Annotated in this window: 24 protein-coding genes; 11 read left to right on the plus strand and 13 right to left on the minus strand. The window is 58.5% G+C overall.

The genetic code is table 11. The features are described from left to right. The first annotated feature begins 15 nt into the window (after positions 1-15). Together B2J69_RS20570 and B2J69_RS20575 are read left to right on the plus strand one after the other, a co-directional pair. Entirely contained in the window at positions 16-762 is a 747-nt protein-coding gene (locus B2J69_RS20570; protein ID WP_407944757.1) for a molybdate ABC transporter permease subunit, read from the plus strand. Beyond that, positions 762-1181 carry an ASCH domain-containing protein gene (locus B2J69_RS20575; protein ID WP_081141865.1) on the plus strand — a complete coding sequence of 140 codons (420 nt, stop codon included), beginning with the start codon at positions 762-764 and terminating at the stop codon, positions 1179-1181. Before B2J69_RS20570 ends, B2J69_RS20575 begins: the two co-directional genes overlap by 1 nt. A 6-nt stretch (positions 1182-1187) precedes the next feature. Here B2J69_RS20575 and B2J69_RS20580 read toward each other — a convergent pair whose 3' ends face one another. The 7 genes from B2J69_RS20580 to B2J69_RS20610 all read right to left on the minus strand — a co-directional run bounded on the left by B2J69_RS20580 (position 1188) and on the right by B2J69_RS20610 (position 7637). Then, positions 1188-1967: an ABC transporter ATP-binding protein gene (locus tag B2J69_RS20580; protein WP_081141866.1), complete on the minus strand. Its 780-nt coding sequence runs from the start codon at positions 1965-1967 to the stop codon at positions 1188-1190. Beyond that, positions 1964-2650: an ABC transporter permease gene (locus B2J69_RS20585; protein ID WP_081141867.1), complete on the minus strand. Its 687-nt coding sequence runs from the start codon at positions 2648-2650 to the stop codon at positions 1964-1966. Before B2J69_RS20585 ends, B2J69_RS20580 begins: the two co-directional genes overlap by 4 nt. A gap of 9 nt (positions 2651-2659) precedes the next feature. Continuing rightward, on the minus strand, positions 2660-3385 hold the full coding sequence (locus B2J69_RS20590) for an ABC transporter permease (RefSeq protein ID WP_081141868.1): 726 nt from the start codon (positions 3383-3385) through the stop codon (positions 2660-2662). A 6-nt stretch (positions 3386-3391) separates the two neighbouring features. Then, entirely contained in the window at positions 3392-4240 is an 849-nt protein-coding gene (locus B2J69_RS20595; protein ID WP_174580928.1) for a transporter substrate-binding domain-containing protein, read from the minus strand. Positions 4241-4250: 10 nt separating this feature from the next. Then, positions 4251-5450 carry a M20 metallopeptidase family protein gene (locus B2J69_RS20600; RefSeq protein WP_081141869.1) on the minus strand — a complete coding sequence of 400 codons (1200 nt, stop codon included), beginning with the start codon at positions 5448-5450 and terminating at the stop codon, positions 4251-4253. A gap of 302 nt (positions 5451-5752) precedes the next feature. Beyond that, positions 5753-6607, minus strand: coding sequence for an alpha/beta fold hydrolase (locus B2J69_RS20605; RefSeq protein WP_081141870.1), 855 nt, complete (start codon positions 6605-6607; stop codon positions 5753-5755). Between the two features lie 139 nt (positions 6608-6746). After that, positions 6747-7637, minus strand: coding sequence for a LysR substrate-binding domain-containing protein (locus tag B2J69_RS20610; protein WP_081141871.1), 891 nt, complete (start codon positions 7635-7637; stop codon positions 6747-6749). A gap of 105 nt (positions 7638-7742) precedes the next feature. Here B2J69_RS20610 and B2J69_RS20615 point away from each other — a divergent pair, with 105 nt between their 5' ends. Next, the gene (locus tag B2J69_RS20615; protein WP_081141872.1) at positions 7743-8447 is read left to right on the plus strand and encodes an SDR family oxidoreductase; all 705 of its coding nucleotides are present in this window, start codon (positions 7743-7745) and stop codon (positions 8445-8447) included. 63 nt (positions 8448-8510) lie between these two features. On the opposite strand, the gene B2J69_RS20620 is transcribed toward B2J69_RS20615, so the two are convergent. The 3 genes from B2J69_RS20620 to B2J69_RS20630 form a co-directional block, all read right to left on the minus strand. Next, the gene (locus tag B2J69_RS20620; RefSeq protein WP_081141873.1) at positions 8511-11222 is read right to left on the minus strand and encodes a cation-transporting P-type ATPase; all 2712 of its coding nucleotides are present in this window, start codon (positions 11220-11222) and stop codon (positions 8511-8513) included. Positions 11223-11678: 456 nt separating this feature from the next. Beyond that, positions 11679-12371: a DJ-1/PfpI family protein gene (locus tag B2J69_RS20625; RefSeq protein WP_081141874.1), complete on the minus strand. Its 693-nt coding sequence runs from the start codon at positions 12369-12371 to the stop codon at positions 11679-11681. A gap of 33 nt (positions 12372-12404) precedes the next feature. Continuing rightward, positions 12405-13301: an alpha/beta hydrolase gene (locus B2J69_RS20630; RefSeq protein WP_081141875.1), complete on the minus strand. Its 897-nt coding sequence runs from the start codon at positions 13299-13301 to the stop codon at positions 12405-12407. Between the two features lie 352 nt (positions 13302-13653). Here B2J69_RS20630 and B2J69_RS20635 point away from each other — a divergent pair, with 352 nt between their 5' ends. From B2J69_RS20635 to B2J69_RS20645, 3 genes are read left to right on the plus strand one after another with little or no spacing between them, the layout of a single operon-like run. Further along, positions 13654-14541, plus strand: a complete 888-nt coding sequence (locus B2J69_RS20635) for a glycosyltransferase family 32 protein (RefSeq protein ID WP_158083447.1) — start codon at positions 13654-13656, stop codon at positions 14539-14541. A 20-nt stretch (positions 14542-14561) separates the two neighbouring features. Continuing rightward, entirely contained in the window at positions 14562-15515 is a 954-nt protein-coding gene (locus B2J69_RS20640) for a glycosyltransferase family 32 protein (protein ID WP_081141877.1), read from the plus strand. Positions 15516-15572: 57 nt separating this feature from the next. Next, positions 15573-16118 carry a GNAT family N-acetyltransferase gene (locus tag B2J69_RS20645; RefSeq protein WP_081141878.1) on the plus strand — a complete coding sequence of 182 codons (546 nt, stop codon included), beginning with the start codon at positions 15573-15575 and terminating at the stop codon, positions 16116-16118. Here the strand turns inward: B2J69_RS20645 and B2J69_RS20650 are convergent. Then, complete coding sequence (locus B2J69_RS20650; RefSeq protein ID WP_081141879.1) at positions 16100-16423, minus strand: AzlD domain-containing protein; 324 nt, start codon at positions 16421-16423, stop codon at positions 16100-16102. The genes B2J69_RS20645 and B2J69_RS20650 overlap by 19 nt on opposite strands. Then, positions 16420-17085 (minus strand): AzlC family ABC transporter permease, encoded by a 666-nt coding sequence (locus B2J69_RS20655; protein ID WP_081141881.1) that lies wholly within the window; start codon positions 17083-17085, stop codon positions 16420-16422. Before B2J69_RS20655 ends, B2J69_RS20650 begins: the two co-directional genes overlap by 4 nt. Before the next feature lie 102 nt (positions 17086-17187). On the opposite strand from B2J69_RS20655, the gene B2J69_RS20660 reads away from it, so the two are divergent. The 3 genes from B2J69_RS20660 to B2J69_RS20670 all read left to right on the plus strand — a co-directional run bounded on the left by B2J69_RS20660 (position 17188) and on the right by B2J69_RS20670 (position 19763). Further along, complete coding sequence (locus tag B2J69_RS20660; RefSeq protein ID WP_407944758.1) at positions 17188-17733, plus strand: helix-turn-helix domain-containing protein; 546 nt, start codon at positions 17188-17190, stop codon at positions 17731-17733. 88 nt (positions 17734-17821) lie between these two features. After that, positions 17822-18364 (plus strand): GNAT family N-acetyltransferase, encoded by a 543-nt coding sequence (locus tag B2J69_RS20665; RefSeq protein ID WP_081141885.1) that lies wholly within the window; start codon positions 17822-17824, stop codon positions 18362-18364. Between the two features lie 217 nt (positions 18365-18581). After that, the gene (locus B2J69_RS20670) at positions 18582-19763 is read left to right on the plus strand and encodes an NAD(P)/FAD-dependent oxidoreductase (RefSeq protein WP_081141887.1); all 1182 of its coding nucleotides are present in this window, start codon (positions 18582-18584) and stop codon (positions 19761-19763) included. Positions 19764-19766: 3 nt separating this feature from the next. On the opposite strand, the gene B2J69_RS20675 is transcribed toward B2J69_RS20670, so the two are convergent. Continuing rightward, complete coding sequence (locus B2J69_RS20675) at positions 19767-21137, minus strand: aldehyde dehydrogenase family protein (RefSeq protein WP_081141889.1); 1371 nt, start codon at positions 21135-21137, stop codon at positions 19767-19769. Positions 21138-21563: 426 nt separating this feature from the next. On the opposite strand from B2J69_RS20675, the gene B2J69_RS20680 reads away from it, so the two are divergent. Both B2J69_RS20680 and B2J69_RS20685 read left to right on the plus strand, forming a co-directional pair. Next, complete coding sequence (locus B2J69_RS20680; protein WP_081141891.1) at positions 21564-22493, plus strand: RepB family plasmid replication initiator protein; 930 nt, start codon at positions 21564-21566, stop codon at positions 22491-22493. Between the two features lie 1389 nt (positions 22494-23882). Continuing rightward, positions 23883-25082: an AAA family ATPase gene (locus B2J69_RS20685; protein WP_081141893.1), complete on the plus strand. Its 1200-nt coding sequence runs from the start codon at positions 23883-23885 to the stop codon at positions 25080-25082. Positions 25083-25085: the final 3 nt, after the last annotated feature.

The raw sequence follows: 25085 nt of genomic DNA on the forward strand, positions 1-25085 counted from the left end.
CTGCCGGCGCTGTTAATGCTGGCCGTGCCTTTCCTGACGCTTATCGCCATCACCCGCTGGGGCGATTTTCATCTGGCCTGGGGCGACGGCGACGCCATCGCCACCTCAACCGGGCTGGGGCTGATCGCGCTGCTGCTGATCGTCGCCAGCGGCCTGCCCGTCGCCTGGTGGCTGTCGCAGGCGCGCGGCAGAGCGCGGGCGGTGGTCGAGCTGCTGGTGCTGATGCCGCTGCTGACCCCACCGCTGGCGATGGGCATTCTGCTGGTCAGCGCCTTTGGCCCTTATGGACCGGCCGGCTCGCTGCTGGCGCGTCTCGGCATTGAGCTGGTCAACAATCCCGCCGCCTTTGTGCTGGCGCAGTGGTACGGCGCGCTGCCCTACTTTATCACCGCCGCGCGCTCGGCCTTTGCCGCCGTGCCGGTGGCCATTCTGGAAGCGGGCCGTACGCTGGGTGCGTCGCCGTGGCAGCGTTTTCGCCGGCTGTCGCTGCCGCTTGCCGCGCCGGGTCTGGCCTCGGCGGTCGCGCTGGCCTGGGTGCGCGCCATCGGCGAATTTGGCATCGTGATGATCTTTGCCTATTTCCCGCAGGGCATTCCGGTTAAGCTCTACAACAATTTGCAGAATGACGGCGTCAATGCGGTTTATGTCCTGCTGTGGCTGCTGTTGCTGTTTACCTTGCCCTTGCCGCTGGCCTGTTTTGCCCTTGTCCGTCGTTACGCACAGGAGAAACCGTCATCGCGCGCTCAACCAGGAGTCAGTTAATGTCCGTTTCGCTGGAGCAGTTGTCCGATAAATATCCCGATGCGCACGCATGGGCGTTTGGGGATTCGCCTGAACTGGCCGATCGTCTGGTAACCCTGGTGATTGCCGGTAAAAAGGTGGCAAGCTGCGGCTCACTGCAGTCATGGAAGGCGGATGAGGCGAAGCCGCAGCCCGGCAGCTACAGCATCGTGCTGGATGGCGCAGGCCAGCCGCGCGGCGTGATCCGCACCACAGGGCTGTTTTTAACCCGCTTCGATCGCGTGACGCCAGAGATGGCGATGCTGGAGGGCGAAGACGATCTCAGCCTGGAGAGCTGGCGCCGTGAGCACCAGCGCTTTTTTCAGCAGGAAGGATCGTTTCACCCTGAGATGGAGCTGGTGTTCGAAACCTTCCAGCTGGTGGAGGTTGTGCAGATTTAGCAGCGGCTAGCTTGCGTTGCGCTGAAAGTGACTGTTCACAAACGCGCGGCAGCGGGGCGACACCGGATCGAGGAACACCTGTTCCGGCGCGCCCTCTTCTTCCACTATCCCCTGATGCAAAAACACCGCTTTATTTGACACATCGCGCGCAAAGCCCATCTCGTGCGTCACGATGATCATGGTGCGGCCCTCTTCCGCCAGCCCGCGGATCACGCGCAGCACTTCGCCTACCAGTTCAGGATCGAGCGCCGAGGTCGGTTCATCGAACAGAATCGCCTTTGGCTGCTGCGCCAGCGCGCGCGCGATCGCCACGCGCTGCTGCTGGCCACCCGACAGCTGCGAGGGCCAGGCATCGCGCTTCGCATACAGTCCCACCTTGTGCAGCAGCGCCTCGGCTTCTTCCGTCGCCTCTTTAACGCTCCGCTTCTGCACGTGCACCGGCGCCTCGATGATGTTCTGCATAACGGTTTTATGCGGCCACAGGTTAAAACTCTGGAACACGAAGCCGAGCTGCATCCGCATCAGCTTAATGCGCTGACGCTGCGCGCGGCTCAGCTTCTCATCGGCGTTATCCAGCGTCACGCTGTTTTCGCCCACGGCGATAACGCCCGCCTGCGGCACTTCAAGAAAGGGAATGCAGCGCAGCAGCGTGCTTTTGCCCGAACCGCTGGCGCCAATCAGCGAGATAACGTCGCCATCCTGCGCCGTCAGGCTGATGTCGTGCAGCACTTCATGGCCCGCGTAGCTCTTTCTCAGATGGCTCAGCATGATGGTCGGTTGGGTCATGAACGCGCTCCAAAATAGTAAGGGGATAAGCGGCGCTCTAGCATGGAGACGCCTTTGCTCACCAGCACGCTGAGCAACAGATAGATCACCGCCGCGCTCAGAAACACCTCCAGCGCGCGAAAGGTTGAGGAAACAATCGAATCGGCGATGCCGGTCATCTCCATCAGGCTAATGGTGCTGACCAGTGAGGTCGATTTGATCATCGATATCATCTCGTTGCTGTAGGCGGGCAACGCCTGACGGATAGCGATGGGCAAGGTAATCCGGGTAAAGATCTTGTGCGACGGCATACCGCAGACTCTGGCCGCCTCCAGCGACTGACGGCTCACCGCATTAAGGCCCCCGCGCAGGATCTCTGAGGTGTAGGCCGCGTCGTTGAGGATCAGCGCCAGCAGGCCGCACCAGTAGGGATCGCGCAGCAGCGGCCAGAACAGGCTTTCGCGCACCGCCGGCAAACTGCCCAGCCCGTAATAGACCATAAAGATCTGGATCAGCAGCGGCGTGCCGCGAAACAGCCAGACGTAGAAGCGCGCCACGTAGCTGCCGAGCCGCGTCTGACGCAGCAGGTTCAACCCGAGCGCCAGCACGCCGCCGCCCAGCAGCGACAGCAGCGCCAGATTGATGGTCAGCGGCAGGCCTTTGAGCAGCGCCAGCAGGGTGTCCTGTAAAAAAGGGATATCCATCGGCTTTCCTTACACGTTGGTGCGCTGCTGGCCGCGCATGGCAAATTTCTCTACCGCGCGAAACACCCAGTCTGAGCAGGTGGTAATAATCAGATAGATGACGGCGCCGACGCTGTAGAAGAAAAACGACATCTGCGTAGAGTTAGCGGCGGTGGTGATCTGGTTCATGGTTTCCACCAGGCCGGTCACCGATACCAGCGCCGACTCTTTGATCACCGACTGCCACTGATTGCCCATACCCGGCAGCGCGGTGCGCAACGCCTGCGGCACAATCATGCGGCGGAACAGCATCAGCCGCCCCATGCCGGTGACCGTCGCCGCCTCCAGCGTGCCGCGCGGAATCGCGTAGAAGGCGCCGCGAAACACGCTGCTCTGATAGGCGCCGGAGATCAGGCCGATGGCGATGGCGCCGGCGATAAAGCCGTTCACGTCGAACGGCCCCTGCATGCCCAGCGCGGTGCCGACAGAGGAGAGCACCTGACGTCCGCCGAAGTAAAACAGGTAGATCACCAGCAGCTCAGGCACGCCGCGAAACAGCGTGATATAGCCTGCCGCCAGGCGCTGCTGCCAGCGCGGGCCGGCAATTTGCATCCAGCACAGCAGGCTGCCCAGCACCGCGCCCAGCAGCCAGGCGCAGAGGGAAACGGTCACCGTCACCGTCGCGGCGCTCAGCAGCACGCCGCCCCAGCCTTCGTCGCCGAAGCCGATCAGCTGCCAGTCGATTTGCGTCAACATAGGCTATCAGGCTTTCGGCGCGACATCTTCGCCGAACCATTTCAAGGAGAGTTTGCTTAGCGTGCCGTCTTTGATCATCGCCGACAGCGCCGCATCCAGCGCCGCCTTCAGCTCGGCGTTGCCTTTGCGCAGGCCGATCGCTGAGCCCGCGCCCAGCACGCCGCCGCTAAAGCCGTAGCCGCTGCTGCTGATGGCCTCTGCGTGCTTCTTCACAAAGGCGTTAAGGTTGGTGCGGGACGCCATCACCGCGTCCACGCGGCCGTTCATCAGATCGGCAAAGGTTTCCGGCCCGGCCTGATAGGTGCGGATAGTGGCAACATCGCCAAGATATTTTTGCAGGAAGTCCGCCTGAATGGTGGCGACCTGCACCGCGATGGTTTTGCCCTTGAAGGTGGTTTTCAGCTCGTCGATCGCTTTCTGCATCGCCGCCGCGTCATCGGCGGTCACCACCGTGCCGGTGCCGGGCAACGTCGCCAGCGGCGAGCTTTTCGCCGTCACGAAGCTGGAGACGCTGACGGTGTACTGCTGGGTAAAGTCGATCGCTTCCGCGCGCTTCGGCGTCACCGTCACCGCGTCGATCACGGCGTCATATTTGCCGTCGATCAGGCCAGGGATCATGCCCGACCACTTCTGGGCGCTGATTTCATATTTAAAGCCGACGCGTTTCGCCAGTTCAGCCACGATATCCGGCTCATAGCCGACGATTTTACCGTTCGGCGTGGTCTGGTTGAAAGGAGGATAGCTGCCTTCGGTGGCGAACTTCAGGGTGCCGAAATCTTTTGCCTGGCTGAGCGCCGGCAGCGCCAGCAAACCCAGCGCCAGCGTGGCCGTGAACAGCCCTTTGCGCATCATCATAGTAATATCCTCAGTGGTTATTATCAGTAAGCAGATCGACGGCCAGACGCGTCAGCGCCTGCGCGCCAGCGGCAATGCTGCGCTCATCGGGCTGATAGTCGGAGTTGTGCAGGTGGTCGTTGCGGCCCGGCGTGGCGGAGCCGATATGGATCTGACAGCCTGGCGCGCGTTCGGTAAACAGCGAGAAATCTTCCGCGCCGAAGCTGTCGCTCGGCTTCGCGACGATGGGCCGCGCAAACTGGTGTGAAAGAATCGTCTCCAGCGCGTCGATCAGCCGATCGTCATTCATTAGCGGCGGCACGCCGCGCAGGTAATCCACCTCAATGCGCACGTTCATCGCCAGCGCCACGCCTGCGCAGACGCGTCGGAACGAGGTTTCCATATCGGCGCGCACCTGCGGCGATTTGGTGCGAATGGTGCCCTGCAGCAGGCAGCTGTCGGGAATGATATTGTGGGTGGCGCCGCCCTGAATATGGCCGATGGTCAGCACGGCGGAATGCGCCGGATCGCGCTCGCGCGAGATCAGGGTTTGCAGCTGGCTAATCAGATGCGCGGTGGCGACGATGGGGTCGACGCCCATATGCGGCCGCGCGGCATGGGTGGAGATGCCGAACACGCGCACGTCGAACTCGTCGCTCGATGCGGTGCTGCCGCCGCGCGTCAGCGCCACTTCGCCCGCCGCCAGCTCGGGCTTGTTATGCAGCGTAACGGCCCAGTCGATGCCGTCGGCGGCGCCGTCGGCGATCATCGCTTCCGCGCCGCTCTCGGGCGTCTCTTCCGCCGGCTGGAAAATCAGGCGCACGGTGCCGTTCAGCTGCTGACGGTAGCGAGGCAGAATGGCGGCGACGCCCAGCAGCGTCGCGGTGTGCAGATCGTGGCCGCAGGCGTGCATCTTCCCGGCGATGGTGCTGCTGAACGGCAGCCCGGTTTGCTCGTGGATGGGCAGCGCGTCCATATCAGCGCGCAGCAGCAGGGTTTTACCCGGATGCGCGCCGACGATATCGACCATCACGCCGGTACGGCCAACGCCTGTTTGCGGCGTCAGCCCTTGATCGCGCAGCCAGGCAGCGACGATCTCTGCGGTGCGTAGGGTGTCGAAGCCCAGTTCCGGATGGGCGTGAATGTCGCGCCGAATGGCGATCAGCTGCGGCTCAATAGCGGCGACGCTGGCGCTGATCTCCCTCGCCAGCCGTGCTTTTTCATCTGTCATGATTTCCCTGCAGAACGCCCTTAGCGCGGGCGATGAACGCAGCGGATCGAGCCGCTGGCTATATTGTTGTGTTTGCAGGCTTTATTTATTCACAGCATCAGACAGAAAGCAACGCGCGATCTGCCATGAATAATTGATTAATTTCAATTAATTACATGCAAAGTCGTCAAAGTAGTCTGAGAATGCGCCAGATTAGCAAGATTATTAATAATCCCTTTGCGCTTATTACATTGCCTAATTTTGTTACTGGACAAAATCAGGCGGCGCAAGGCAAAGGGGATCGCCCTTTGCCTCTGCGTTAATCAGAAAAAGGCGTGCAGATGCTGCGCCAGCGCGGCGGGCTGCTCTTCAGGAATAAAGTGGCCGCACTGCTCGATGGTCACGCCGCTGACCTGCTGCGCGAAGGGACGCAGCGGCGCCGCCATATCCGCTATCGACCCCTGGGCGGCGCTTATGGCCAGCAGCGGCATCGCTAAACGTCCCTGTTGCAGATGCGCGCGGTTTTGCGCGGCTGACTGCGCCACCGCGCGATAATAGGCCAGACCGGCGCGCAGCGCGCCGGGCCGCGTGAAGATGCGCAGATACTCCTGCATCGCGGCGGCGTCGAATACCTGCGGGTTCGCCGCTTTACGTCGCAGGAACCAGTCGAGGTAATCCGCCTCGCGTCCGGCAATCAGCGTCTCCGGCAGATCGGCGACGAGATGAAAAGCGAAATGCCAGGTTTTCCAGGCGCTTTCCGCCGTAACCGGCAGCGCATCGGGCAGTGTGACGCCCGGTATGCCCGCGTCCAGTAAGGCGAGCTTTTTCACGCGCGCCGGAAACTGGGCGGCCAGCGCAAAGGCGACCCAGGCGCCGATATCGTGCCCGACCAGACAGACCTGCGGCAATGCAAGGTGCGTCAGCAGCGCCTCTGTCTGCCGCGCCAGCGAGGCGGTATCAAAACCCTCCAGCGGCAGATCGGAATCCCCCTGACCCGGCAAATCAGGCGCAATCACGTAAAAACGCTGCGCCAGCAGCGGCATTACGCCGCGCCAGGCATAGCTGCTCTGCGGAAACCCCGCCAGCAATAGCAGCGGTTCTCGCTGTGGATCGCCCGCGCTGAGATAGTGCAGACGCAGGGCGTTAACCTGCGCATAGTGGTGCTGAATGGCGCTCATTGCTTTTCCTTATTTTGGGAATAATCATTTCCAAAATTCACGCACCTTTGGGCTGCCTTAAAAGATGAACGCCATTTAGGAAATGATTATTTCCTTATAGTGGCGCAACGCGCCTGGTTTGGAAAGCATTATCCAGCTTTTAGACGTCGGCTTCGCTAAGCAGCCACTGGCGCACCGCGTCGAGCGGCGCGTGCTGCCGCGGCCTGCGCGGAGAAACCAGATACCAGCCCGCCTCCACAAGGAGCCGCGTTGCAAAGGCCGGCGCCAGACGTCCGCTCGCCAGCTCGTTCTGCACAAAGCGCGGCGTGGTCAGCGCAATGCCCTGTTCGCCAAGCGCGGCGTCAATCGCCAGCGCGGTCTGGTTAAAGCGCAGATTCGCGGGCGTGGCCGGCGCGCCCTGTGGAAAAACGTGCGCCAGGAACGGCGGCCAGAGATTATGGCCGTCATGCAGCAGGGTGTAAGGAAAGCGTTCACCGGCCTGCTGCGGATCGCCCAGCCGCGCCAGTAGCGCAGGAGAGGCAACCGCCATCAGCTCATAGCGAAAAAGCAGGGTAGCGTTAAGCCCGGCGCCAAAGGGCGGCTCACCATAACGCACCGCCAGATCGACGCCGTCCTGATAAAACTGCGCCAGCCGCTCCGACGCCATAATGCGCAGATCGATATCTGGATGCGCGGCGGTAAAGGCGGGCAGACGCGGCAATATCCAGCGCGCGGCAAAGGTTGGCGTGACGCTGAGCGTGACGCGCTGCGGCGCCGGACGCAGCATCTGGGTCGCCTCGTTAATCAGCAGCAACGCCTGGCGCACGCTTACCGCATATCCCCTGCCCGCCTCGGTAAGCCTCAGCGTGCGCGGATGCCGTTCAAACAGCTTTAAGCCCAGGCTCGCCTCCAGCCCGCGAATCTGCTGCGCCACTGCGCCCTGCGTGACGCCAAGTTCATCCGCCGCCAGCCGAAAATTAAGATGGCGGGAAACGGTTTCGAATATACGCAGCGCATTAAGGGGCGGCAGGTCATTAAATCCCTGATCCATCCTGTAGTTTTTCTCCTGTCTGATAGCAGCGCAACTGACTCTCTGCGCATCTTCCCGCTCATTATACTGCAGGAAAACAGTAGTCACAGAGTGCAGGAGAAAAGGATGAAGAGTGAAAAAGTCGCCCTGATTATCGCTGGCGGCAGCGGGATGGGCGCCGCCGCGGCGAAAAAACTGGCTGAAGAGGGGTTCCACATCGCCATACTCTCTTCATCGGGCAAGGGTCAGGCGCTGGCCGAATCCCTTGGCGGGCTGGGCGTTACCGGTTCGAACCAGTCGGAGGAGGATCTCAGGCAACTGGTTGACGAGACGGTTGCGCGCTGGGGACGCATCGACGTGCTGGTCAACAGCGCCGGACATGGGCCGCGCGCGCCGGTGCTGGAGCTGACCGATGCGCAGTGGCAGCAAGGCATGGAAACCTATTTCCTTAACGTAGTGCGGGCGCTGCGGCTGGTGACGCCGATCATGCAAAAACAGGGGGGTGGCAGCGTGATCACTATCTCTTCCGCCTGGACCTTTGAGCCGAGCGATCTGTTTCCGACCTCAGCGGTGTTTCGCGCCGGCCTGGCGGCCTTTAGCAAAATCTATGCGGACCGCTACGCGCGCGACAAGATTCGCATCAATAATGTGCTGCCGGGCTGGATCGACAGCTTGCCCGCCACGGATGAGCGCCGGGCAAGCGTGCCGATGCAGCGTTACGGCAGCGTAGACGAAGTGGCAGCGACCATCGCCTTTCTCGCCTCGCCCGGCGCGGCCTACATTACGGGGCAAAATATTCGCGTGGACGGTGGCGTGACGCACAGCCTGTGACGAATTTGCGTCCTGCCAGACGGCAAAAAAAACGCCCTGCTGACAGGGCGTTTTCAACCAGACTCAGGCGCGGCGCCAGCGCCGCGTCAGCTGTTTCTCCAGTTCCACCACCGCGAACAGCGCCGCGCCGACCATAAAGGCGATCAGCCAGTATTTCAGCGGCAGCGGTCGGGTACCAAACAGGGTATTCATCAGCGGCAGGTAGATAATCAGCGCCTGCAGCGCCACCAGCACGCCGCTTACCAGCCAGATGCCACGGTTTTTCAACAGCCCGGCGTCGAGCGAGAAGCTGTCGGCGCTGCGGCAGTTAAGCATATAGACCCACTGGGCGGTGACCATCGTCTGCAGTAAAACGGTGCGGATAAACTCCGGCTGATAGCCGCGCGTCTGCAGCCAGGCCTCCAGCACAAAGGCGCTGATGGAGATCAACAGCCCAACAAACAGCACGCGCCAGATGGCGTATCCATCCATCACCGGCGCGCTGACGTCACGCGGCGGCCGTCGCATCACGTTTGCTTCCGCCGCCTCAAAGGCGAGGCCGAACGACAGCGTGGCAGAAGTCGCCATATTCATCCAGAGGATCTGCACCGGCGTCAGCGGCAGCAGATTTCCCATCAGAATGGCGATGATAATCAGCAGTCCCTGCGCCAGGCAGGTCGGCATAATAAACAGGATGGTTTTCTTCAGGTTGTCATAGACCCGGCGGCCCTCTTTCACCGCCGCGGCGATGGTGGCGAAGTTATCGTCGGCAAGGATCATATCGGCGGCCTCTTTGGTCACCTCGGTGCCTTTGATGCCCATCGCAATGCCGACATTCGCCTGCTTCAGGGCGGGCGCATCGTTTACGCCGTCGCCGGTCATGCCGACCACCTCTCCGCTGGCCGCCAGCGCTTTCACCAGGCGCAGCTTATGCTCTGGGCTGGTGCGGGCAAAAATATCGTACTGGCGCGCCGCCTGCGCCAGCTCGTCGGCGTTCATTTTTTCCAGATCCTGACCCGTCAGTGCTTTGCTGCTGTTGCGAATGCCGAGCATCGCGCCGATCGCCATCGCCGTTTCCTGATGATCGCCGGTGATCATCTTGACGCGAATGCCCGCCTGCTGGCAGTCGTCAATCGCCGCCACCGCTTCTGGACGCGGCGGATCCATCATGCAGGCGAGGCCCAGCAGCACCATATCCTGCTGCAGATCCTTATGATCCAGCGAGGCGATCGCCTGCGGCACCCGCTTCCACGCTGCCGCCACGGTGCGCAGCCCTTCGCTGGCGTAGCGGGTGATGGCGGCGTCCCAGTAAGCGCGATCGAGCGGCGCAGCGCCGCTGGCGGTTTGCTGCTGCGCGCAGAGTGACAGCAGCACATCCGGCGCGCCTGTCATCAGCACCCAGGCGTCGCCGTCCGCCTCGCCGCTGACCGCCATATATTTGTAGAGCGAATCAAACGGCAGTTTGCTGGCGAGCGTCGCCTGAGACGCGGCGATGCCCCCTTTCGCCGCCAGCACCTTCAACGCGCCTTCGGTCGGGCCGCCGACGATGCGCCACTGCCCCGCCGCGTCCTGCTGCAGCTGGCTTTCATTGCAGATATCGATGGCGGTGAGGAAGCGCGTCATCACCGGATCCTGCGCGGCGTCCAGCCCGCTCAGGGAGCGCTCGGCCTGTAGCTCGCCTTTCGGCTCATAGCTGTCGCCGCTCACGCGCCACTGGCTCTCCGCCAGCACCACCGCCTTCACCGTCATCTCGTTCATGGTGAGCGTGCCGGTTTTGTCGGAGCAGATCACCGACATCGCGCCCAGCGTTTCTACCGTCGGCAGCTTGCGGATAATGGCGTGTTTTCGCGCCATCGACTGCACGCCGAGCGACAAAATAATGGAGATAATGGCGGGCAGGCCCTCCGGCACCGCCGCAACGGCCAGGCTGATTACCGACAGCGCCAGCGACGCCAGCGGAATGTCGCGCAGCAGATAGCCGAAAACAAAAAGGCCCGCCATCATCAGCAAAATCAGCGCGAAGATCGCTTTGCCCAGCTTGTCGATTTGCACCAGCAGCGGCGTCCGGGCGGTTTCAATATGGCTCATCATGGCGTTGATATGCCCCAGCTCGGTGTCGCTGCCGGTGGCAACGACCACGCCTGAGGCGGTGCCTGAACTGACGGTGGTGCCGGAATAGGCCAGGTTGAGGCGATCGCCCAGCGATTTTTCGCCCTCGAGCGCGTCGCTGTTTTTCGACACCACGGTGGATTCGCCGGTCAGGATCGCCTCTTCCACGCGCAGATTATGCACCTCGAACAGACGCAAATCCGCCGGGATGCGATCGCCGGGCCGCAGCATCACCACATCCCCGTTGACGATCGCCTCACCCGGCAGCGTGGTGATCTCGCCGTTGCGCACCACCACCGCTTCGTTCGACAGCATATTTTGTATGCCTTTTAATGACTTCTCGGCGTTGCTTTCCTGAATAAAGCCGATGAACGCGTTAATGACAGCAACGCCGAGAATGACAAAAGTATCGACCCAGTGGCCCATCACCGCGGTGATCGCCGCCGCCGCCAGCAGGATAAAGATCAGCATATCGTTGAAGTGGGCTAAGAATTTCAGCCAGGCCGGCTGGGTTTTCTTTTGCGGCAGCGTGTTGGGACCATTCTTCGCCAGGCGTGCCTGCGCCTCGGCGGTGGAAAGTCCCTGCGGCGAACTCTGCAACGCAGTGAAAACCTCCTCGACGCGATGCTGATACCACGGCCGCGCTTTTAAAGCGGCATTTTGCAATGTCTTGCGGTCGTTATTCATTGTTTACCCCGAACAGGAAACGGCAATCTCGTCGCCGTTAAATAAATGGGCCAGCATAGTGCGATAAGTAAAATAAACCGATCCTGATTCAGGTCATATTTTCGTGGGTTTATTTCAGGGAAACTGTCGTGGCGTTATTTGTTTATCCCATCCGTTCTGGTTGAGAGCATACTGTGAGAAAAAACCTGATAATCAAGGTGTTATTTTTTGTGTTTTTTGCGGTTTCCGCTGCCAGCGCCGTAGGCTGGTTGACGTTTTACGTGGTGGATAATTTTTTGTAGCGCAGATCGCTTCGCGCGGCCTTTTGTTTATTCAGGGCATTCGGAATTTTCTAAGCTGAATAACCATTAAAAGTGCAGGCATTTATGTCGATAGCGGCGGTTAGCCTGCAAAAATATGGTTTTTAGCGGCGTTGGACGCCTCCTGCCGCGCTGACAGGAGGTGCGGTTGGCTGCGTTACAGCGGCGTCAGTTTTTGTGCCGCTAATTCCGTTGCGCGACGGCGCACGGCGATAAAATCCGCCATTTGCGCGCGGGCGGCGCCTACCTGCGCAGGCGTGGCGGACTGCGGCGAACCGGCATGGAATGGCGGCTCAGGATCGTACTCCATCTGCAGCTGGATCGCCTGAGCGACCTCGGCGCCGCGAATTTCCGCCACCAGCGTCAGGGCAAAATCGATACCGGAGGTGACGCCTGCGCCGGTCAGCCGGTTACCATCGCGTACCACGCGCGCCTCAACCGGTTCCGCGCCCAGCAGCGCCAGCTGATCGCGCGAACTCCAGTGCGACGTCGCGCGATAGCCCTGTAGTAAACCGGCGGCGCCCAACACCAGCGAGCCGGTGCAGACAGAGGTAATCAACTGCGCGTGCTGCGCCTGATGGCGCAGAAAATCGAGCGTTTCACTGTCCGACATCAGCGCGATCTGCCCCGGCCCGCCAGGCACGCAGATCACATCAAGCGGCGGGCAGTCGGCAAAGGTGCAGCTGGGCAACAGGGTTAAGCCGCGATCCGAACGCACCGGCTGCTGCGTTTTCCATACCAGATGGCAGGTCACGCCCGGCGTGCGGGCAAAGACTTCAAAGGGACCCGTCAGGTCCAGCTGCGTCACGTCAGGAAACAGCAGAAGGCCGATATTCAGAGGTGTCGTCATGTCACATTCCTTTTTATGGTCGCTGCGCAGGCGCTATTTCGCGCCGGAAACGATATCGAGCGTCGCCTCGAGCGACAGGGGCAGCAGCTCGCCGTGCGTCTTTCCAGGATAACGTATTTCATGCAGCCTGACGCGTTTCTCTCGCAGGGTGGCGATCAGCATGCTGTCGGCGTCATTTATGCTGGCAAGGTCATGCCCTTTGCGGCGATCGCTCTGCCCATCGCCCTCGATCAGATAGAGCGTTTTACCGTTTAAGCCTGACGCCGCCGCCTGCTGCGCCAGCTCGACGATGCGCTGATGCCGCCAGCCGAGCGACGGCGCCGCGCTGAAATAGTGCGTAAACCAGGCGCTCTTATAGAGCGTATCGAGCACGAACAGCCCGCCGAAAGAGTGGCCCCACAGCGCGCGGCGCTGCGCATCGCTTGCCGCCTGTTTCTCCGCCCAGGGAACGATTTGACTGAGCAGCAGCGCGCGGAAAGCATGGCTGCCGCCGCCCGCATAGCGTTCCTGACGCGGATCGCCTGGCTGACCGCCGGGCGGCGTGTAGTCCAGCGCGCGTGCCTGAACGTCAAACGGCAAACGGGTATCGTACCCCACCGCGACAAGGATCGGCGGCTGCTTTTCCGCCAGCTGTTCGAGGCGTTCATCGCTCAGGCGAGCCATCGCCGCGTTGCCATCCAGCAGGTAAAGCACCGGGTAGCCCTGCGCTGGCGCGGCCTGCTTCGGTATCCCAAGCCAGACTTTGTAATGACGCTGGCCATCGGCAGAGGTAAAGGTCTGGGTGGTGAAGCGGTACCAGGCTGAACCGCGATCGGCGATATTGGCGCCCAGCGGCTCCATTCGCGGTCTGGCATTAGCCTGGCTGACCGGGATGAGCGCCACGCTCAACGCCAGCAGCGCGCCGGCGAGATGTTTCAACGAAATATGCATCAAAAAGCCTTCCTGACCTGTCGACAATAATTCGGCAGTCTAACAAATCACAGCTGATAATGAGAACCTTTCTCAACAGCATGATCGCCATTGCTTTATGGTTGCTTATCAGCGCCAATGGCTAAACTCTGATTTGCCGCGTCAGGGATTGCGCATTCACATCACAAATCGTTAAATTTCAGCATTCAGCCAGTTTTTTATTTATTTTGGTGCCGGGCGTTTGTCAGTTTTTCTTCGCCGTCACCCCTTTCAACAGACACCAGCAAGGCCATTAATCAGAGGTTGTGAAATGGACCGCCTAAAATATCAGATAAGGGTTGTGCGCTTTTTATTCCTGTACGCGCTGTTTCGCATGAAGATATTTACCTTCAGCGATCTGGCTTATTCCGATAAAGAAAATGAAGCGTTAGATATTCTTACGCGGCACGACGGCGATAAAAACGCGATTCCGAAAGTGATCTGGATGTACTGGGACAGTCCCAATCCGCCCGATCATATTATGGCTTTCTATAAAAAAATGAAGGTGATCAATCAGGCGCATGAAATCATCCTGCTGGATCGCAACAGCGTCAGAAAATATCTGCCGACGCTGCATTTTGATTTCCAGGGCATTGGTCTGGCGCATAAAAGCGACGTTATCCGCCTGGCTTTGCTCAAGCGCTATGGCGGCATTTGGGTCGACTGCTCAACGCTGGTCTATCAGGATTTCAGCTGGGTGCACGAGCGCGGCGGCTACGATCTGGTGGGCTACTACAGCGAGGCCAACACTCAGGACGCGCGTTTCCCGGTAATAGAAACCTGGTTTATGTGCGCCCCGCCGGAAAACGCCTTTGTCAGCCGCTGGCTGGCGTTGATTATGCCGCTGACGAAAATCAGCGTGGACGACTATTACCGCCAGATAAAAGATCGTCCCGACTTCGAGCGCATCAAACAGGGCATCCCGCGCGGCAGCTATCTGACCACTAACTATCTCTGTCAGATTGCGATGCGCGAAGCGGAAGGCGTTAACCTTTATTTGAAAAAGTGCGAAACCTCCGCCTTCTATTATCAGAATGTCTTTAAATGGAACTGCCTGAAAATGTCGCTGTTTTTACTCTGTACGCGCCAGCCCGCCACGCATCCGACATTAATCAAGCTGACCAATAGCGATCGCCAGTTTTTACCGCTGGCGCGCAAATTACGCATTCTCGATGCGGAAAGCATTCTGGGAAAATTAATGCTGGAACAGCAGCACCCTTAATCAATACGCAGGATAAAAACATGCAAAAGCTGAAACGCGCCCTCAGAACGGCAAAATTTCTCCTGCTGTATCTTTTCTATAAGCTCGGTCTTTTTCGCTTTCCCGACCTGGCCTATTCAGATGCGCACGACAATGACGTTAAAGATATTCGCCAGCATGACGGCACTCAGGCGCAGCCCATTCCTAAAGTGATCTGGATGTACTGGGACGACGTGACGCCGCCCGATTTTATTCAGGCTTTCTACGGCAAAATGAAGCAGATGAATCCGGACCATCAAATCCATCTGCTCAACCGCGAGACGGTGGCCGCCTTTCTGCCGTGGCTGCGCTTCGACTATGCGCGCATCGGCATGTCCCATAAAGGGGATGTGATCCGTCTGGCGCTGCTGAACGCCTACGGCGGCATCTGGGTCGACAGCTCCACGCTGGTCTATCAGGACTTCTCCTGGGTGCATCAGCGCGGCGGCTACGATGTGGTCGGCTACTACAGCGACGGCACCACCGTGGATAAGGCGTTTCCGGTGGTGGAGGCGTGGTTTCTCGCCTCGCCGCCGGCCAATCCCTTTATTGCCCGCTGGCTGGAGCTGATTATGCCACTGACGCAGATCGGCATTGACGACTACTACGCGCAAATCGCCCAGCGACCCGACTTTGCGCAAATTCAGCAGGGCATCAACCGCGGCAGCTATATCATCATTAACATTCTCTGTCAGATTGTGATGCGCGAGCAGCCTGGTTTTAGCTGCTATCTGAAGAAGTGTGAAAGTTCCGCCTTTTTCTATCAGGACGCGTTTCGCTGGGACAGCCTGAAGATGTCGCTGTTTTTGCTCTGCGCGCGCGAACCGGTGACGCATCCCAGACTGATTAAGCTGACCAATGACGATCGCCGCTTTCTGCCGCTGGCGCGCCGGTTGAATATTCTGAAGCACGACAGCGTGATGGGTAAACTGCTGGCGCAGCAAAGCGCGTCTTAACGCCGCGCGCTAAACCGGCTATGCTGGCTCGCAGATGACCGTAAAAGGGATGAGCAAATGGAGTTAGTGACCGAACGTTTAGTGCTGCGTCCCGTTATCGGCCAGGACAGGGAGGCACTGTTCCGCATCTATGGCGATCCAGCGACTAACACATTTAATCCCGCGGGTCCGCTGATCGATCTGGATGAGACGCAGCTGCTGCTGGATCGCTGGATTGCGCACTGGCGGCTGCACGGCTTCGGCAATATGGCGCTCGCGCTGCGCCACGCACCCCAGGAAGTCATCGGCTTCGGCGGATTTAGCGTTCGCGAGTTCGTTGGCAGGCCGGTAAATAATTTCGGCTACCGGCTGGCGACGCAGGCGTGGGGCAAGGGTCTGGCGACCGAGTTTGCCCAAAGCATGGTGCGTTACGGCTTCGAGACGTGCGGTTTGCCGGTGATTGACGCCGCGGTGCGGCAAAATCACCTCGCCTCGCAGCGCGTGCTGGAGAAAGCGGGATTCTCGGTAAACGGCCACGCGTTCGACGTGCCCGACGCGCCCGCCAGCCTGACCTTCCAGCTTACCCTGGCGCAATGGCGCGCCGCTCAGGGCACGCCGCAGTAGCGCAACGCGGCGGTCATCACGGCTGCCCCGATAATCACCGCGATCAACGGCGCTTTGCGCCAGGCGAGGAAAATGGCGAAAGCCACGCCCAGCACGCGCGCCATGCCGGCAAAATGCTGGCCTTCAAACAGGGTGGTGGTTGAGGCGACCGCCAGCAGCAGTATCGTCGCTGCGTCCGACAGCATGGTTTGCGTCCGCTCGGTGATCGGCAGACGGTTACCAAGCTTCACGCCCGCCAGACGCATCAGATAGGTTCCCGACGCCAGCAGCGCGATGCCTGCGACGATGAGCGCATGATGGTTCATTTACGCATTCTCCATGTGAGTAAGCCCAGCAGCGAAAAGAGCACCGGCATGCCCGCCGGGACAAAAGGGGTCGCCAGAATCGACAACAGCGCGCCGCCCGACGCCGGGATCAGCGTCCGCCGCTGGCGCAGCGCCGGAAATATCAGCGCGATCAGAATCGCCGGAAACACCGCGTCGAGGCCGATGGCGGAGACATCAGGAATGAATTTGCCAATCGCCGCGCCGGCGATCACCGTCAGCGGCCAGATCAGGGCAATACCCAGGCCGCACAGCCAGAATGCGGCGCGGCGCTGCGCCGGCGTTGACTGGGAAATGCCGAATACCACGCTTTCGTCATTCATGATATGGCAGCCAAACAGGCCGCGCGTGCCCTTACCCACCAGATCCTTGACCGCAATGCCGAACGGCAGATGTCGCGCGTTCACCAGCAGACCAGCCAGCGCGGCGGTTAACGGGCTGCCGCCGCCCGCCACAATGCCGATAAACAAAAACTCAGACGCGCCCGCCAACACCAGCGTCGACAGCGCGACAGGCACCCACAGCGGAAAACCGTCGGCGCTAGCCAGCGAACCGTAGGATAAGCCGACAATGCCGTCGGCCAGACAGACCAGAATAATCGCTTTGACCACCTCACGGCTAAGGGGGATGTGACGCCTCTGCATAACAAATCCTTCTTATAACGAACGAAAATTCCATTATAATGAACGCCACAGCATCGTTTTACAATACGAACGAATCGTTCGATTTAGAAAACAGGAGTGAACGTGACCCCGATCACAATTATTGCCAAGGGGCTGGTGCGCGAACGTCAGCGCGCCGGTTTGTCGCTGGCCGAAGTGGCGCGCCGTGCAGGTATCGCCAAATCGACGCTGTCGCAGCTGGAAGCGGGCAACGGCAATCCAGGCATCGAAACGCTCTGGGCGCTGTGCGTCGCGCTCAATATTCCTTTTGCCCGCCTGATGGAGCCAGAAGAGAAACGTATGCAGGTGATCCGTCGCGGCGAAGGACCGACCGTCACCGCCGAGCTGGCGGACTATCAGGCGGTGCTGCTGGCCACCTGTCCGCCCGGCGCGCGGCGCGATATCTATCTGCTGCACACCCAGCCGGGCAGCGAACGCTGTTCGGCGCCGCATTCGCCAGGCACCATCGAACATATCATCGTTACCCAGGGACGCGCGCTGGTCGGCCCGGAACCTTCCCCTGTCGAGCTGCATCCCGGCGACTACATCTGCTACGCGGGTGATGAAGCCCATATCTTTCGCGCGCTGGAACCGGACACCCTGGCGGTGCTGGTGATGGAGCATAGCTGAGCCATCACTTTTTCCTATGATAGCTACGATTATCGTGGCGCCTCTGGCGAGTTAATATGGCGCTATCAGGGTTGATACCGAGGTCGTTATGAAGATTACTCCCGCTACGCCGCAGCATATTCCCGCCATTCAGCACATCTACGCCTGGCATGTGCTGCACGGCAGCGCCACCTTTGAAACCGAGCCGCCGGACGCGGACGAGATGCAAAACCGGTTAAGCGCGCTGCTGGAAAAAGGCGGCATCTGGCTGGTGGCGCAGGAGGAGGAGGAGGAGGAGGTGATCGGATACTGCTATCTGACACCTTATCGACCGCGCTACGCCTACCGCTTCACCCTGGAAGATTCCATCTACCTTCATCCTGAACGCACCGGCCGTGGGGCGGGACGCGCGCTGCTGACGGAGGCGATACGCCTTGCCGAAGCGCGCGGCTTCCGTCAACTCGTTGCCGTTATCGCCGGCAACGACAATCAGGCGTCGGTCGGGCTGCATCGCGCGCTCGGATTCCGCGAAACCGGCGTGCTGAAAGCGGTAGGTTTCAAGCATGGCCGCTGGCTCGACACCCATTTTATGCAGCGCGAGCTGGGCACAGGCGACGCAACCTCGCCGGAAGCGCTGCTTCCGCCCTTTTAACCGTCTCTGACAGCACCGCGCCACTGTCGCACGGGTCAACGCTGCTCGATCCCCTGCCCTCATGGTTTAAGGATATTCAGAGTAACCCCAGCAAGCGCTGCCTGATGCAGCGCTTTTTTTATGCCGGTAAAAGCAGCAGGTAAGAACGAAAAGCAATTGGTCGACGCCCTGCTCTGTTTGCTATAACGCGCTATTCACCAGTCGGGAGGTTACTGTTATGACACAGCGTATTGCCGTTATCGGCGCAGGCGTGTTGGGGTTGTCCGTGGCGCGCATGCTGGCTCTGCAAGGCGCGCAGGTTACCCTGTTTGAAAAAGGCACGCCAGGCGCCGGCACCAGTCAGATCAGCTTTGCCTGGGTTAACGCCAACGGCAAAAGCCCGGAAAGCTACCACCGTTTAAATGCGGCCGGTATTGAGGCGCATAAACGCCTGCAGCGCCTCTCTGATGCCCCCGCGCCCTGGCTGCTGGAAACCGGCACCTGGGAGTGGGCGGCGGCGCCAGCCGTGCGTGCGCAGCTGGAGAAGCGGCTCGCGACGCTGACCACGCTTGGCTATCCCTGGCAGGCGGTCACGCGGGATGCGCTGCTCAAGCAGTTTCCTGAACTGCGGCTGGATTCCCGCATTCAGCAAGGCTGGTTTTTCCCCTCGGAATGTCTGCTCTATCCTGCCCTGCTGATCGGCTGGCTTCAGGCTCAGCTACGCGGTCTCGGCGCGACGCTGGTGACGCAGAAGGAGGTGCTGACGCTCGATGAAACGCCTGAAGGCGTGACGCTGGAGCTTTCCAGCGGCGAACGCTGGCTGGGGGATCGGGCGATTCTGGCCGCCGGCCGCTGGTCAGCAGAGCTTCTTACTCAGCTGGGCCTCGATCTGGCGATGACCGACGCCAGTCGCCCCGATAAGGTGGCCTGCAGCTTTCTCGCCGTGACCGATCCTTTGCCGATCCAGATCAACAGCAATATTATTTCCCCTGAACTCAACGTCAGGCCGGACGGCGGCGGCAGGCTAATGCTTCAGGCGCTGGATCTGGATGAGTATGCGGATCCGGCTCGACCGGCGAGTACGGAAGGGATGATCGGTCAGGAATTTTTGCGCCGTCTGCGCCGTCTGTTTATCCAGACCGAAGGCGCGCGGATTGCACAGATTGCGGTAGGTCAGCGCGCGCGTCCCGCCGACGGATTGCCCGCTGTCGGCTATGTCAGCCGCCACCAGCGAGCCTATTTGCTGGTTTCTCATAGCGGCATGACGCTGGCGCCGCTGTTAGGCGAGCTGGTGGCGCATGAGGTGCTTACGGGGGAGCGACCCGAGATGCTGGCCGATTTCGCGCCTCAGCGCCTGCTGACGGCCTTTACAGGAAAAAGCGAGGGTCTGGCCCCCGCTTACCTTCCCGCTGCGCAGTAGGCCTTAGCGGCGGTTTTTCCACACCGTCTGAATGTTGCAGAACTCGTGCACGCCGAAATGGGAGAGCTCACGGCCGTATCCGCTCTTCTTGACGCCACCGATGGTAACGCGCGGATCGGAGGCGCCGTTGCCGTTGATAAACACCGCGCCGGTTTCAATTTGATCGGCCAGACGGTCAGCCGTCGCGCTGTCGGCGGTCCAGACGGTGGCGCTCAGGCCAAATTCGCTGTCATTGGCGATAGCCAGCGCATGATCGGCGTCGCGCGCGATAGCGATAGCTGCGACCGGGCCAAACAACTCCTCGCGGAACGCCGTCATCTGCGGCGTGACGTTTGACAGGATCGTCGGCGCATAGTAATTCCCTTCGCCTGCGATTTTTTCGCCGCCCAGCACCAGACGTGCGCCTTCGCGCAGTGACTGTTCCACCTGATTGTGCAGCTCATCGCGCAGATCGAAACGCGCCATCGGACCGAGAAAGTTTTTCTCATCCAGCGGATCGCCCATGGTTAACGCCTGCACCGCCGCGCAAAAGCGCGCTTCGAATTCTTCTGCGATCGCTGCTTCAACGATAAAACGCTTGGCGGCCATGCAGACCTGTCCGGTGTTCTGATAGCGCCCGATCACCGCAGATTTGACCGCTTCATCCAGATCGGCATCGGCCAGTACAATAAACGGATCCGATCCGCCCAGCTCCAGCACGGTTTTTTTCAGGGCAGCACCCGCCTGTGCGGCGATGGCGGCGCCAGCGCGCACGCTGCCGGTTACGGCGACAGCGGCGATACGCGGATCCTTAATCGCCGCAGAAACGCCCTCGTTATCGACGTTGACAGAAGCGAAAGCGCCTGCCGGCAGATCCGTTGCGCCGAACAGCTCAGCCATTAAGGTCGCGCTGCCCATTACGTTTGGCGCGTGCTTGAGAACATAGGTGTTGCCTGCGAGCAGCATACCGACAGCGCCGCGCAGCACCTGCCAGAACGGAAAGTTCCACGGCATAACGGCCAGAATGGTGCCGATCGGCTTAAAGCGCTGCCAGGCATCCGGTACCTGCGTAGGCTGATCGTCCAGCATGGCGGGACCGTGCTCAGCGTACCAGTCGCTCAGCGTGGCGCATTTGAGGATCTCAGCGCGCGCCTGAGCGATCGGTTTACCCATTTCCTGCGTGATCATGCGCGACAGCTCAGGCTCTCGCTGACGCAGCTGCTCAGCAAGCTGACGCAGAACCTTAACGCGCAGCGCCATATCACTGTTGCGCCACTGGTTAAATGCGGCCGCGCTGCTTGCCAGCACGCTATCCAGCTCAGCCAGCGACTGCATCGGATATTGCGCCAGAATTTCACCATTGGCGGGATTTTTTGAAACAGCGTAATCGGTCATAGTGCCTCTCAATATGCGTGATGAATATGCGCTTACCCTACGCCTCTGCATTCGTGATGAAAAATGAATAATAGTGAGCAAGTTGTTTTCATATTATGAATGCGATGGATTTAGTGATTGGGGGTAGCGAACAGGTTCTGGCCAGATAATTTTGTGCGGCTTCGATCGTTATCCACATATACAGTGAGAAGATCCTAATAAACGATCATAAAGAGATCTAAAAGAGATCCTAAGAGATCCCCGATCGTCGCAGGCCGCACCCCACAAGGGCTGAGAAGGTGATCGCGTTCACTATAATCAGTAAAGAGTTCACTGTAATCAGTACTTTATTCACTATACACTGTAGAATGTTCACTATAAACAGTGATAGTGTTCACTGTAGTCAGAAAACGATCCTTTTCATCCACAGAATGAAGATCTAATGCCATGGCAGATAAAGAGAGTGAAAACAAAGGGTTGCTTGAACCTTTTCTGTCGGTGACCAAAAACAGCGGTGAAGTTATTCAGCTTCATCCCAACAAGAACAATACTGTTCAGCCCGTCGCGTTAATGCGTCTGGGACTGTTTGTCCCGACACTTAAATCGACGGCGCGCGGTAAGTCAGGCGCAATGGCTTCAACGGATGCGACGAAAGAGCTAAAAAACCTCTCGCTGGTAAAAGCCGAGGGTTACGAGAAGATTACCATTACCGGCGCGAGGCTGGATATGGATAACGATTTCAAAACCTGGGCCGGGATTATTCAGTCGTTTTCTCGCTATCCCACCAAAGGCGATACGGTTACCCTGCCCTTTATCGATTTCGTTAAGATGTGTGGTATTCCTTCCGCTAACTCGTCAGCGGCATTGCGTAAAAGGCTGGACGCCTCTTTGCGACGTATCGCCACGAATACGCTCTCCTTTGAAGGCAACGGCAAGGCATACCACACGCACCTTGTGCAGTCTGCTTACTACGATCGTGAAAAGGACGTGGTGCGGATCCAGGCCGATCCCAAGCTGTTTGAACTCTATAACTTCGATCACAAGGTGCTGCTGCAGCTACGCGCTATTTCCCGGCTCAAGCGTAAAGAGTCTGCACAGGCGCTCTACACCTTCCTTGAAAGCCTGCCTACCAATCCCGCGCCCATCTCGCTGGCGCGCCTGCGGATGCGTTTAAACCTCGGCTCCAAAACGACCACGCAAAACCATGTCGTTCGTCGGGCGATGGAGCAGCTGAAAGAGATCGGTTATCTCGATTATTCAGAGGTTAAGCGCGGACGTTCGGTCTTCTTTATCATTCACAGCCGCACGCCAAAACTGGACGGAATCAGCAATCTGGAGAGCATCGACTCGCTCGACGAAATCGATTTTGATGATTAACAGGTCACGTTCACTGTGATCTGCGCGTCCTCTGCGGCGCTGCTGCTTTAGCGGGTAAAGTGGCAGCGGCTCTCCCCTTGAGATTCACTGTATTCAGCACGGGCTGACGTTCACTGTAAGGAGTAACGTTCACTGTAATCAGCTACGCCTGCTGCTCTTTTCCAGGGAACTTTAGTTCTCACTTATTAAAAATCGTTTAAATACAGCAAGTTACATGTAAGTAAGCGCCTGCTCACTTTACTGGCCTCCTTCTTGCAATCCCTTTGATGCGGTCTACACTGATTACAGTGAATATTCTCGGGCGCAGCTCTGCCCCTGATTTTGCTGATTACAGTGAATTTACCAGACTGGCGTTTTGCTGATTACAGTGAACATTATTGCTTAACTAATTGAATTATATATTTTTTATGTTGTATTCTGATGGTCGCATCCGTTTTCTGCTGATTACAGTGAACAGTTAGAGGCAAAGCCCGATATCGCCTACCGCAACGCCCCTTTTTGCCGATTACAGTGAAACTTAGAACGAATATGCGCCACTGTGACTACTTTGCATCCGCCTGTGCTGATTACAGTGAACGTAATCAGCCTGTTTCACTCTGTTTATGCATTCATACAAGCCAGCCCTACCTGCCATCTACTGATTACAGTGAATGTTAATGACCTGGGCGGGTAAACTCTCCTCTTAATCTCAGCGTTACTGATTACAGTGAATCTTATGCCCGCGCCCTGCCCTTTCACGGCTGCCTGCGCCCAGCATGTCACCTTAGTCCGCATCAATTGGGCGCAGTGAATCGCTTTTTACTGATTACAGTGAACGTTACCGAACGGGTTTCTTTCTGGCGAGGCTTACTGATTACAGTGAACGTCCCGGCTATTCCGATTACCGCTCTGTCTCCTTCCTTTGTCAGACAACCGCTACTGATTACAGTGAATGTTTGCCCCTCTTCTACTGACTACTGTGAATCTCTTACTGATTACAGTGAATTTCTGCCTGACAGAGCCCCTTTGCTTACTGTTTATAGTGAACGTTGGTGTTATTTCAGCCGTTTATGGCTGGCAATACTGATTACAGTGAACACTTCCGCTTTGCGTTACTGAGTATAGTGAACGTTAGCAACAGCCGGTCTGGTTTAAACTGACCATTAGCCAGTATGCCCGGAGCTAAAGCGGGCACATTCACTGACTACAGTGAACGATGCACTGATTACAGTGAATGAGCGAGCAGACATGACCGGACGATGGTCTACTGATTACAGTGAACACAAGCAACAAGCTGTTATCACGTCAGCCATTTTTAGAACGTCATCTGATTTGGTCTAAAAGATATTTTCTTGCCCTATATGCAGGATTTATGTATAAAGTCATAAATCCTACATGTGTGGAGCAAGTATGGCTAATGATGAAAAGCAGGTTCTCAAGGTCGCGCAGCGGTCAGAGAGAATGCTGTTGAGCCTGACGGAACAGATTCAGGCGCAGAAAGAAGAACTGCATGAGAACACCTTCTACCAGGTTTATGCCAAAGCCGCTTTAGCGAAACTGCCAAAGCTCACGCGCGCCAGCGTTGACTATGCCGTTAATGAAATGGAAGAAAGCGGCTATCAGTTCGACAAGCGTGCAGCAGGCAGCTCAACCAAGTACGCCATGTCGATTGAAAATATCGTTGATATTTACCATCATCGCGGGGTGCCTAAATACCGCGACCGTCATGCAGAAGCCTATACAATCTTCGTTGGCAACCTAAAAGGCGGCGTATCGAAAACCGTTTCCACGGTCTCTCTGGCTCACGCCCTGCGCGCGCATCCTCATCTGCTTTTTGAAGATTTGCGTATTCTGGTGATCGATCTCGATCCTCAGTCCTCCGCCACCATGTTCCTCAATCATGAACGCTCAGTTGGGCTGGTCGAAGCGACAGCTGCTCAGGCGATGTTGCAAAACGTCAGCCGCGAAGAGTTGCTGAAAGAGTTTATCGTGCCCTCCATTATTCCTGGCGTCGATGTACTTCCCGCGTCAATCGACGACGCCTTTATCGCCTCTCGCTGGGATGAACTTTGCGCGGAGCATCTGTCTGGGCAGAACGTGCACGCCGTACTCTATGACAACGTTATCGCGAAGCTGAAAAAAGATTATGACTTTATCTTTATCGACAGCGGTCCCCACCTCGATGCATTTTTGAAAAACGCTATCGCCGCTTCTGATTTGCTGATGACGCCCGTGCCGCCGGCCCAGGTCGATTTTCATTCCACTCTCAAATATCTGACGCGCCTGCCAGAGCTGATCGACATTATTGAGCAGTCGGGCGCCGCCTGCCGCCTGCAGGGCAATATCGGCTTTATGTCGAAGCTCTCTAACAAAGCAGACCATAAGCTCTGTCACAGCCTGGCAAAAGAGATCTTCGGTGGCGATATGCTGGATGCCGCTCTGCCGCGCCTTGATGGTTTTGAGCGCTGCGGGGAGTCGTTCGATACCGTTATCTCGGCTAATCCCTCTACCTACGTCGGCAGTAGCGAGGCATTAAAAAATGCGCGCTCGGCTGCGGAAGATTTTGCGAAAGCGGTTTTTGACCGTATTGAATTTATTCGCCTGAACTGAGGT

Source organism: Pantoea latae (genome assembly GCF_002077695.1).
GTDB classification, from domain to species: domain Bacteria; phylum Pseudomonadota; class Gammaproteobacteria; order Enterobacterales; family Enterobacteriaceae; genus Pantoea; species Pantoea latae.

Excerpts from the sequence above, each read along its gene's own strand:
- B2J69_RS20580 (WP_081141866.1), bottom strand. The coding sequence starts at position 1,967 with ATGACCCAACCGACCATCATGCTGAGCCATCTGAGAAAGAGCTACGCG.
- B2J69_RS20615 (WP_081141872.1), top strand. The coding sequence starts at position 7,743 with ATGAAGAGTGAAAAAGTCGCCCTGATTATCGCTGGCGGCAGCGGGATG.
- B2J69_RS20685 (WP_081141893.1), top strand. The coding sequence starts at position 23,883 with ATGGCTAATGATGAAAAGCAGGTTCTCAAGGTCGCGCAGCGGTCAGAG.
- B2J69_RS20595 (WP_174580928.1), bottom strand. The coding sequence starts at position 4,240 with ATGATGATGCGCAAAGGGCTGTTCACGGCCACGCTGGCGCTGGGTTTG.
- B2J69_RS20675 (WP_081141889.1), bottom strand. The coding sequence starts at position 21,137 with ATGACCGATTACGCTGTTTCAAAAAATCCCGCCAATGGTGAAATTCTG.
- B2J69_RS20575 (WP_081141865.1), top strand. The coding sequence starts at position 762 with ATGTCCGTTTCGCTGGAGCAGTTGTCCGATAAATATCCCGATGCGCAC.
- B2J69_RS20600 (WP_081141869.1), bottom strand. The coding sequence starts at position 5,450 with ATGACAGATGAAAAAGCACGGCTGGCGAGGGAGATCAGCGCCAGCGTC.
- B2J69_RS20670 (WP_081141887.1), top strand. The coding sequence starts at position 18,582 with ATGACACAGCGTATTGCCGTTATCGGCGCAGGCGTGTTGGGGTTGTCC.
- B2J69_RS20590 (WP_081141868.1), bottom strand. The coding sequence starts at position 3,385 with ATGTTGACGCAAATCGACTGGCAGCTGATCGGCTTCGGCGACGAAGGC.
- B2J69_RS20655 (WP_081141881.1), bottom strand. The coding sequence starts at position 17,085 with ATGCAGAGGCGTCACATCCCCCTTAGCCGTGAGGTGGTCAAAGCGATT.
- B2J69_RS20650 (WP_081141879.1), bottom strand. The coding sequence starts at position 16,423 with ATGAACCATCATGCGCTCATCGTCGCAGGCATCGCGCTGCTGGCGTCG.
- B2J69_RS20570 (WP_407944757.1), top strand. The coding sequence starts at position 16 with ATGCTGGCCGTGCCTTTCCTGACGCTTATCGCCATCACCCGCTGGGGC.
- B2J69_RS20610 (WP_081141871.1), bottom strand. The coding sequence starts at position 7,637 with ATGGATCAGGGATTTAATGACCTGCCGCCCCTTAATGCGCTGCGTATA.
- B2J69_RS20585 (WP_081141867.1), bottom strand. The coding sequence starts at position 2,650 with ATGGATATCCCTTTTTTACAGGACACCCTGCTGGCGCTGCTCAAAGGC.
- B2J69_RS20605 (WP_081141870.1), bottom strand. The coding sequence starts at position 6,607 with ATGAGCGCCATTCAGCACCACTATGCGCAGGTTAACGCCCTGCGTCTG.
- B2J69_RS20620 (WP_081141873.1), bottom strand. The coding sequence starts at position 11,222 with ATGAATAACGACCGCAAGACATTGCAAAATGCCGCTTTAAAAGCGCGG.
- B2J69_RS20645 (WP_081141878.1), top strand. The coding sequence starts at position 15,573 with ATGGAGTTAGTGACCGAACGTTTAGTGCTGCGTCCCGTTATCGGCCAG.
- B2J69_RS20630 (WP_081141875.1), bottom strand. The coding sequence starts at position 13,301 with ATGCATATTTCGTTGAAACATCTCGCCGGCGCGCTGCTGGCGTTGAGC.
- B2J69_RS20665 (WP_081141885.1), top strand. The coding sequence starts at position 17,822 with ATGAAGATTACTCCCGCTACGCCGCAGCATATTCCCGCCATTCAGCAC.
- B2J69_RS20680 (WP_081141891.1), top strand. The coding sequence starts at position 21,564 with ATGGCAGATAAAGAGAGTGAAAACAAAGGGTTGCTTGAACCTTTTCTG.
- B2J69_RS20640 (WP_081141877.1), top strand. The coding sequence starts at position 14,562 with ATGCAAAAGCTGAAACGCGCCCTCAGAACGGCAAAATTTCTCCTGCTG.
- B2J69_RS20635 (WP_158083447.1), top strand. The coding sequence starts at position 13,654 with ATGAAGATATTTACCTTCAGCGATCTGGCTTATTCCGATAAAGAAAAT.
- B2J69_RS20625 (WP_081141874.1), bottom strand. The coding sequence starts at position 12,371 with ATGACGACACCTCTGAATATCGGCCTTCTGCTGTTTCCTGACGTGACG.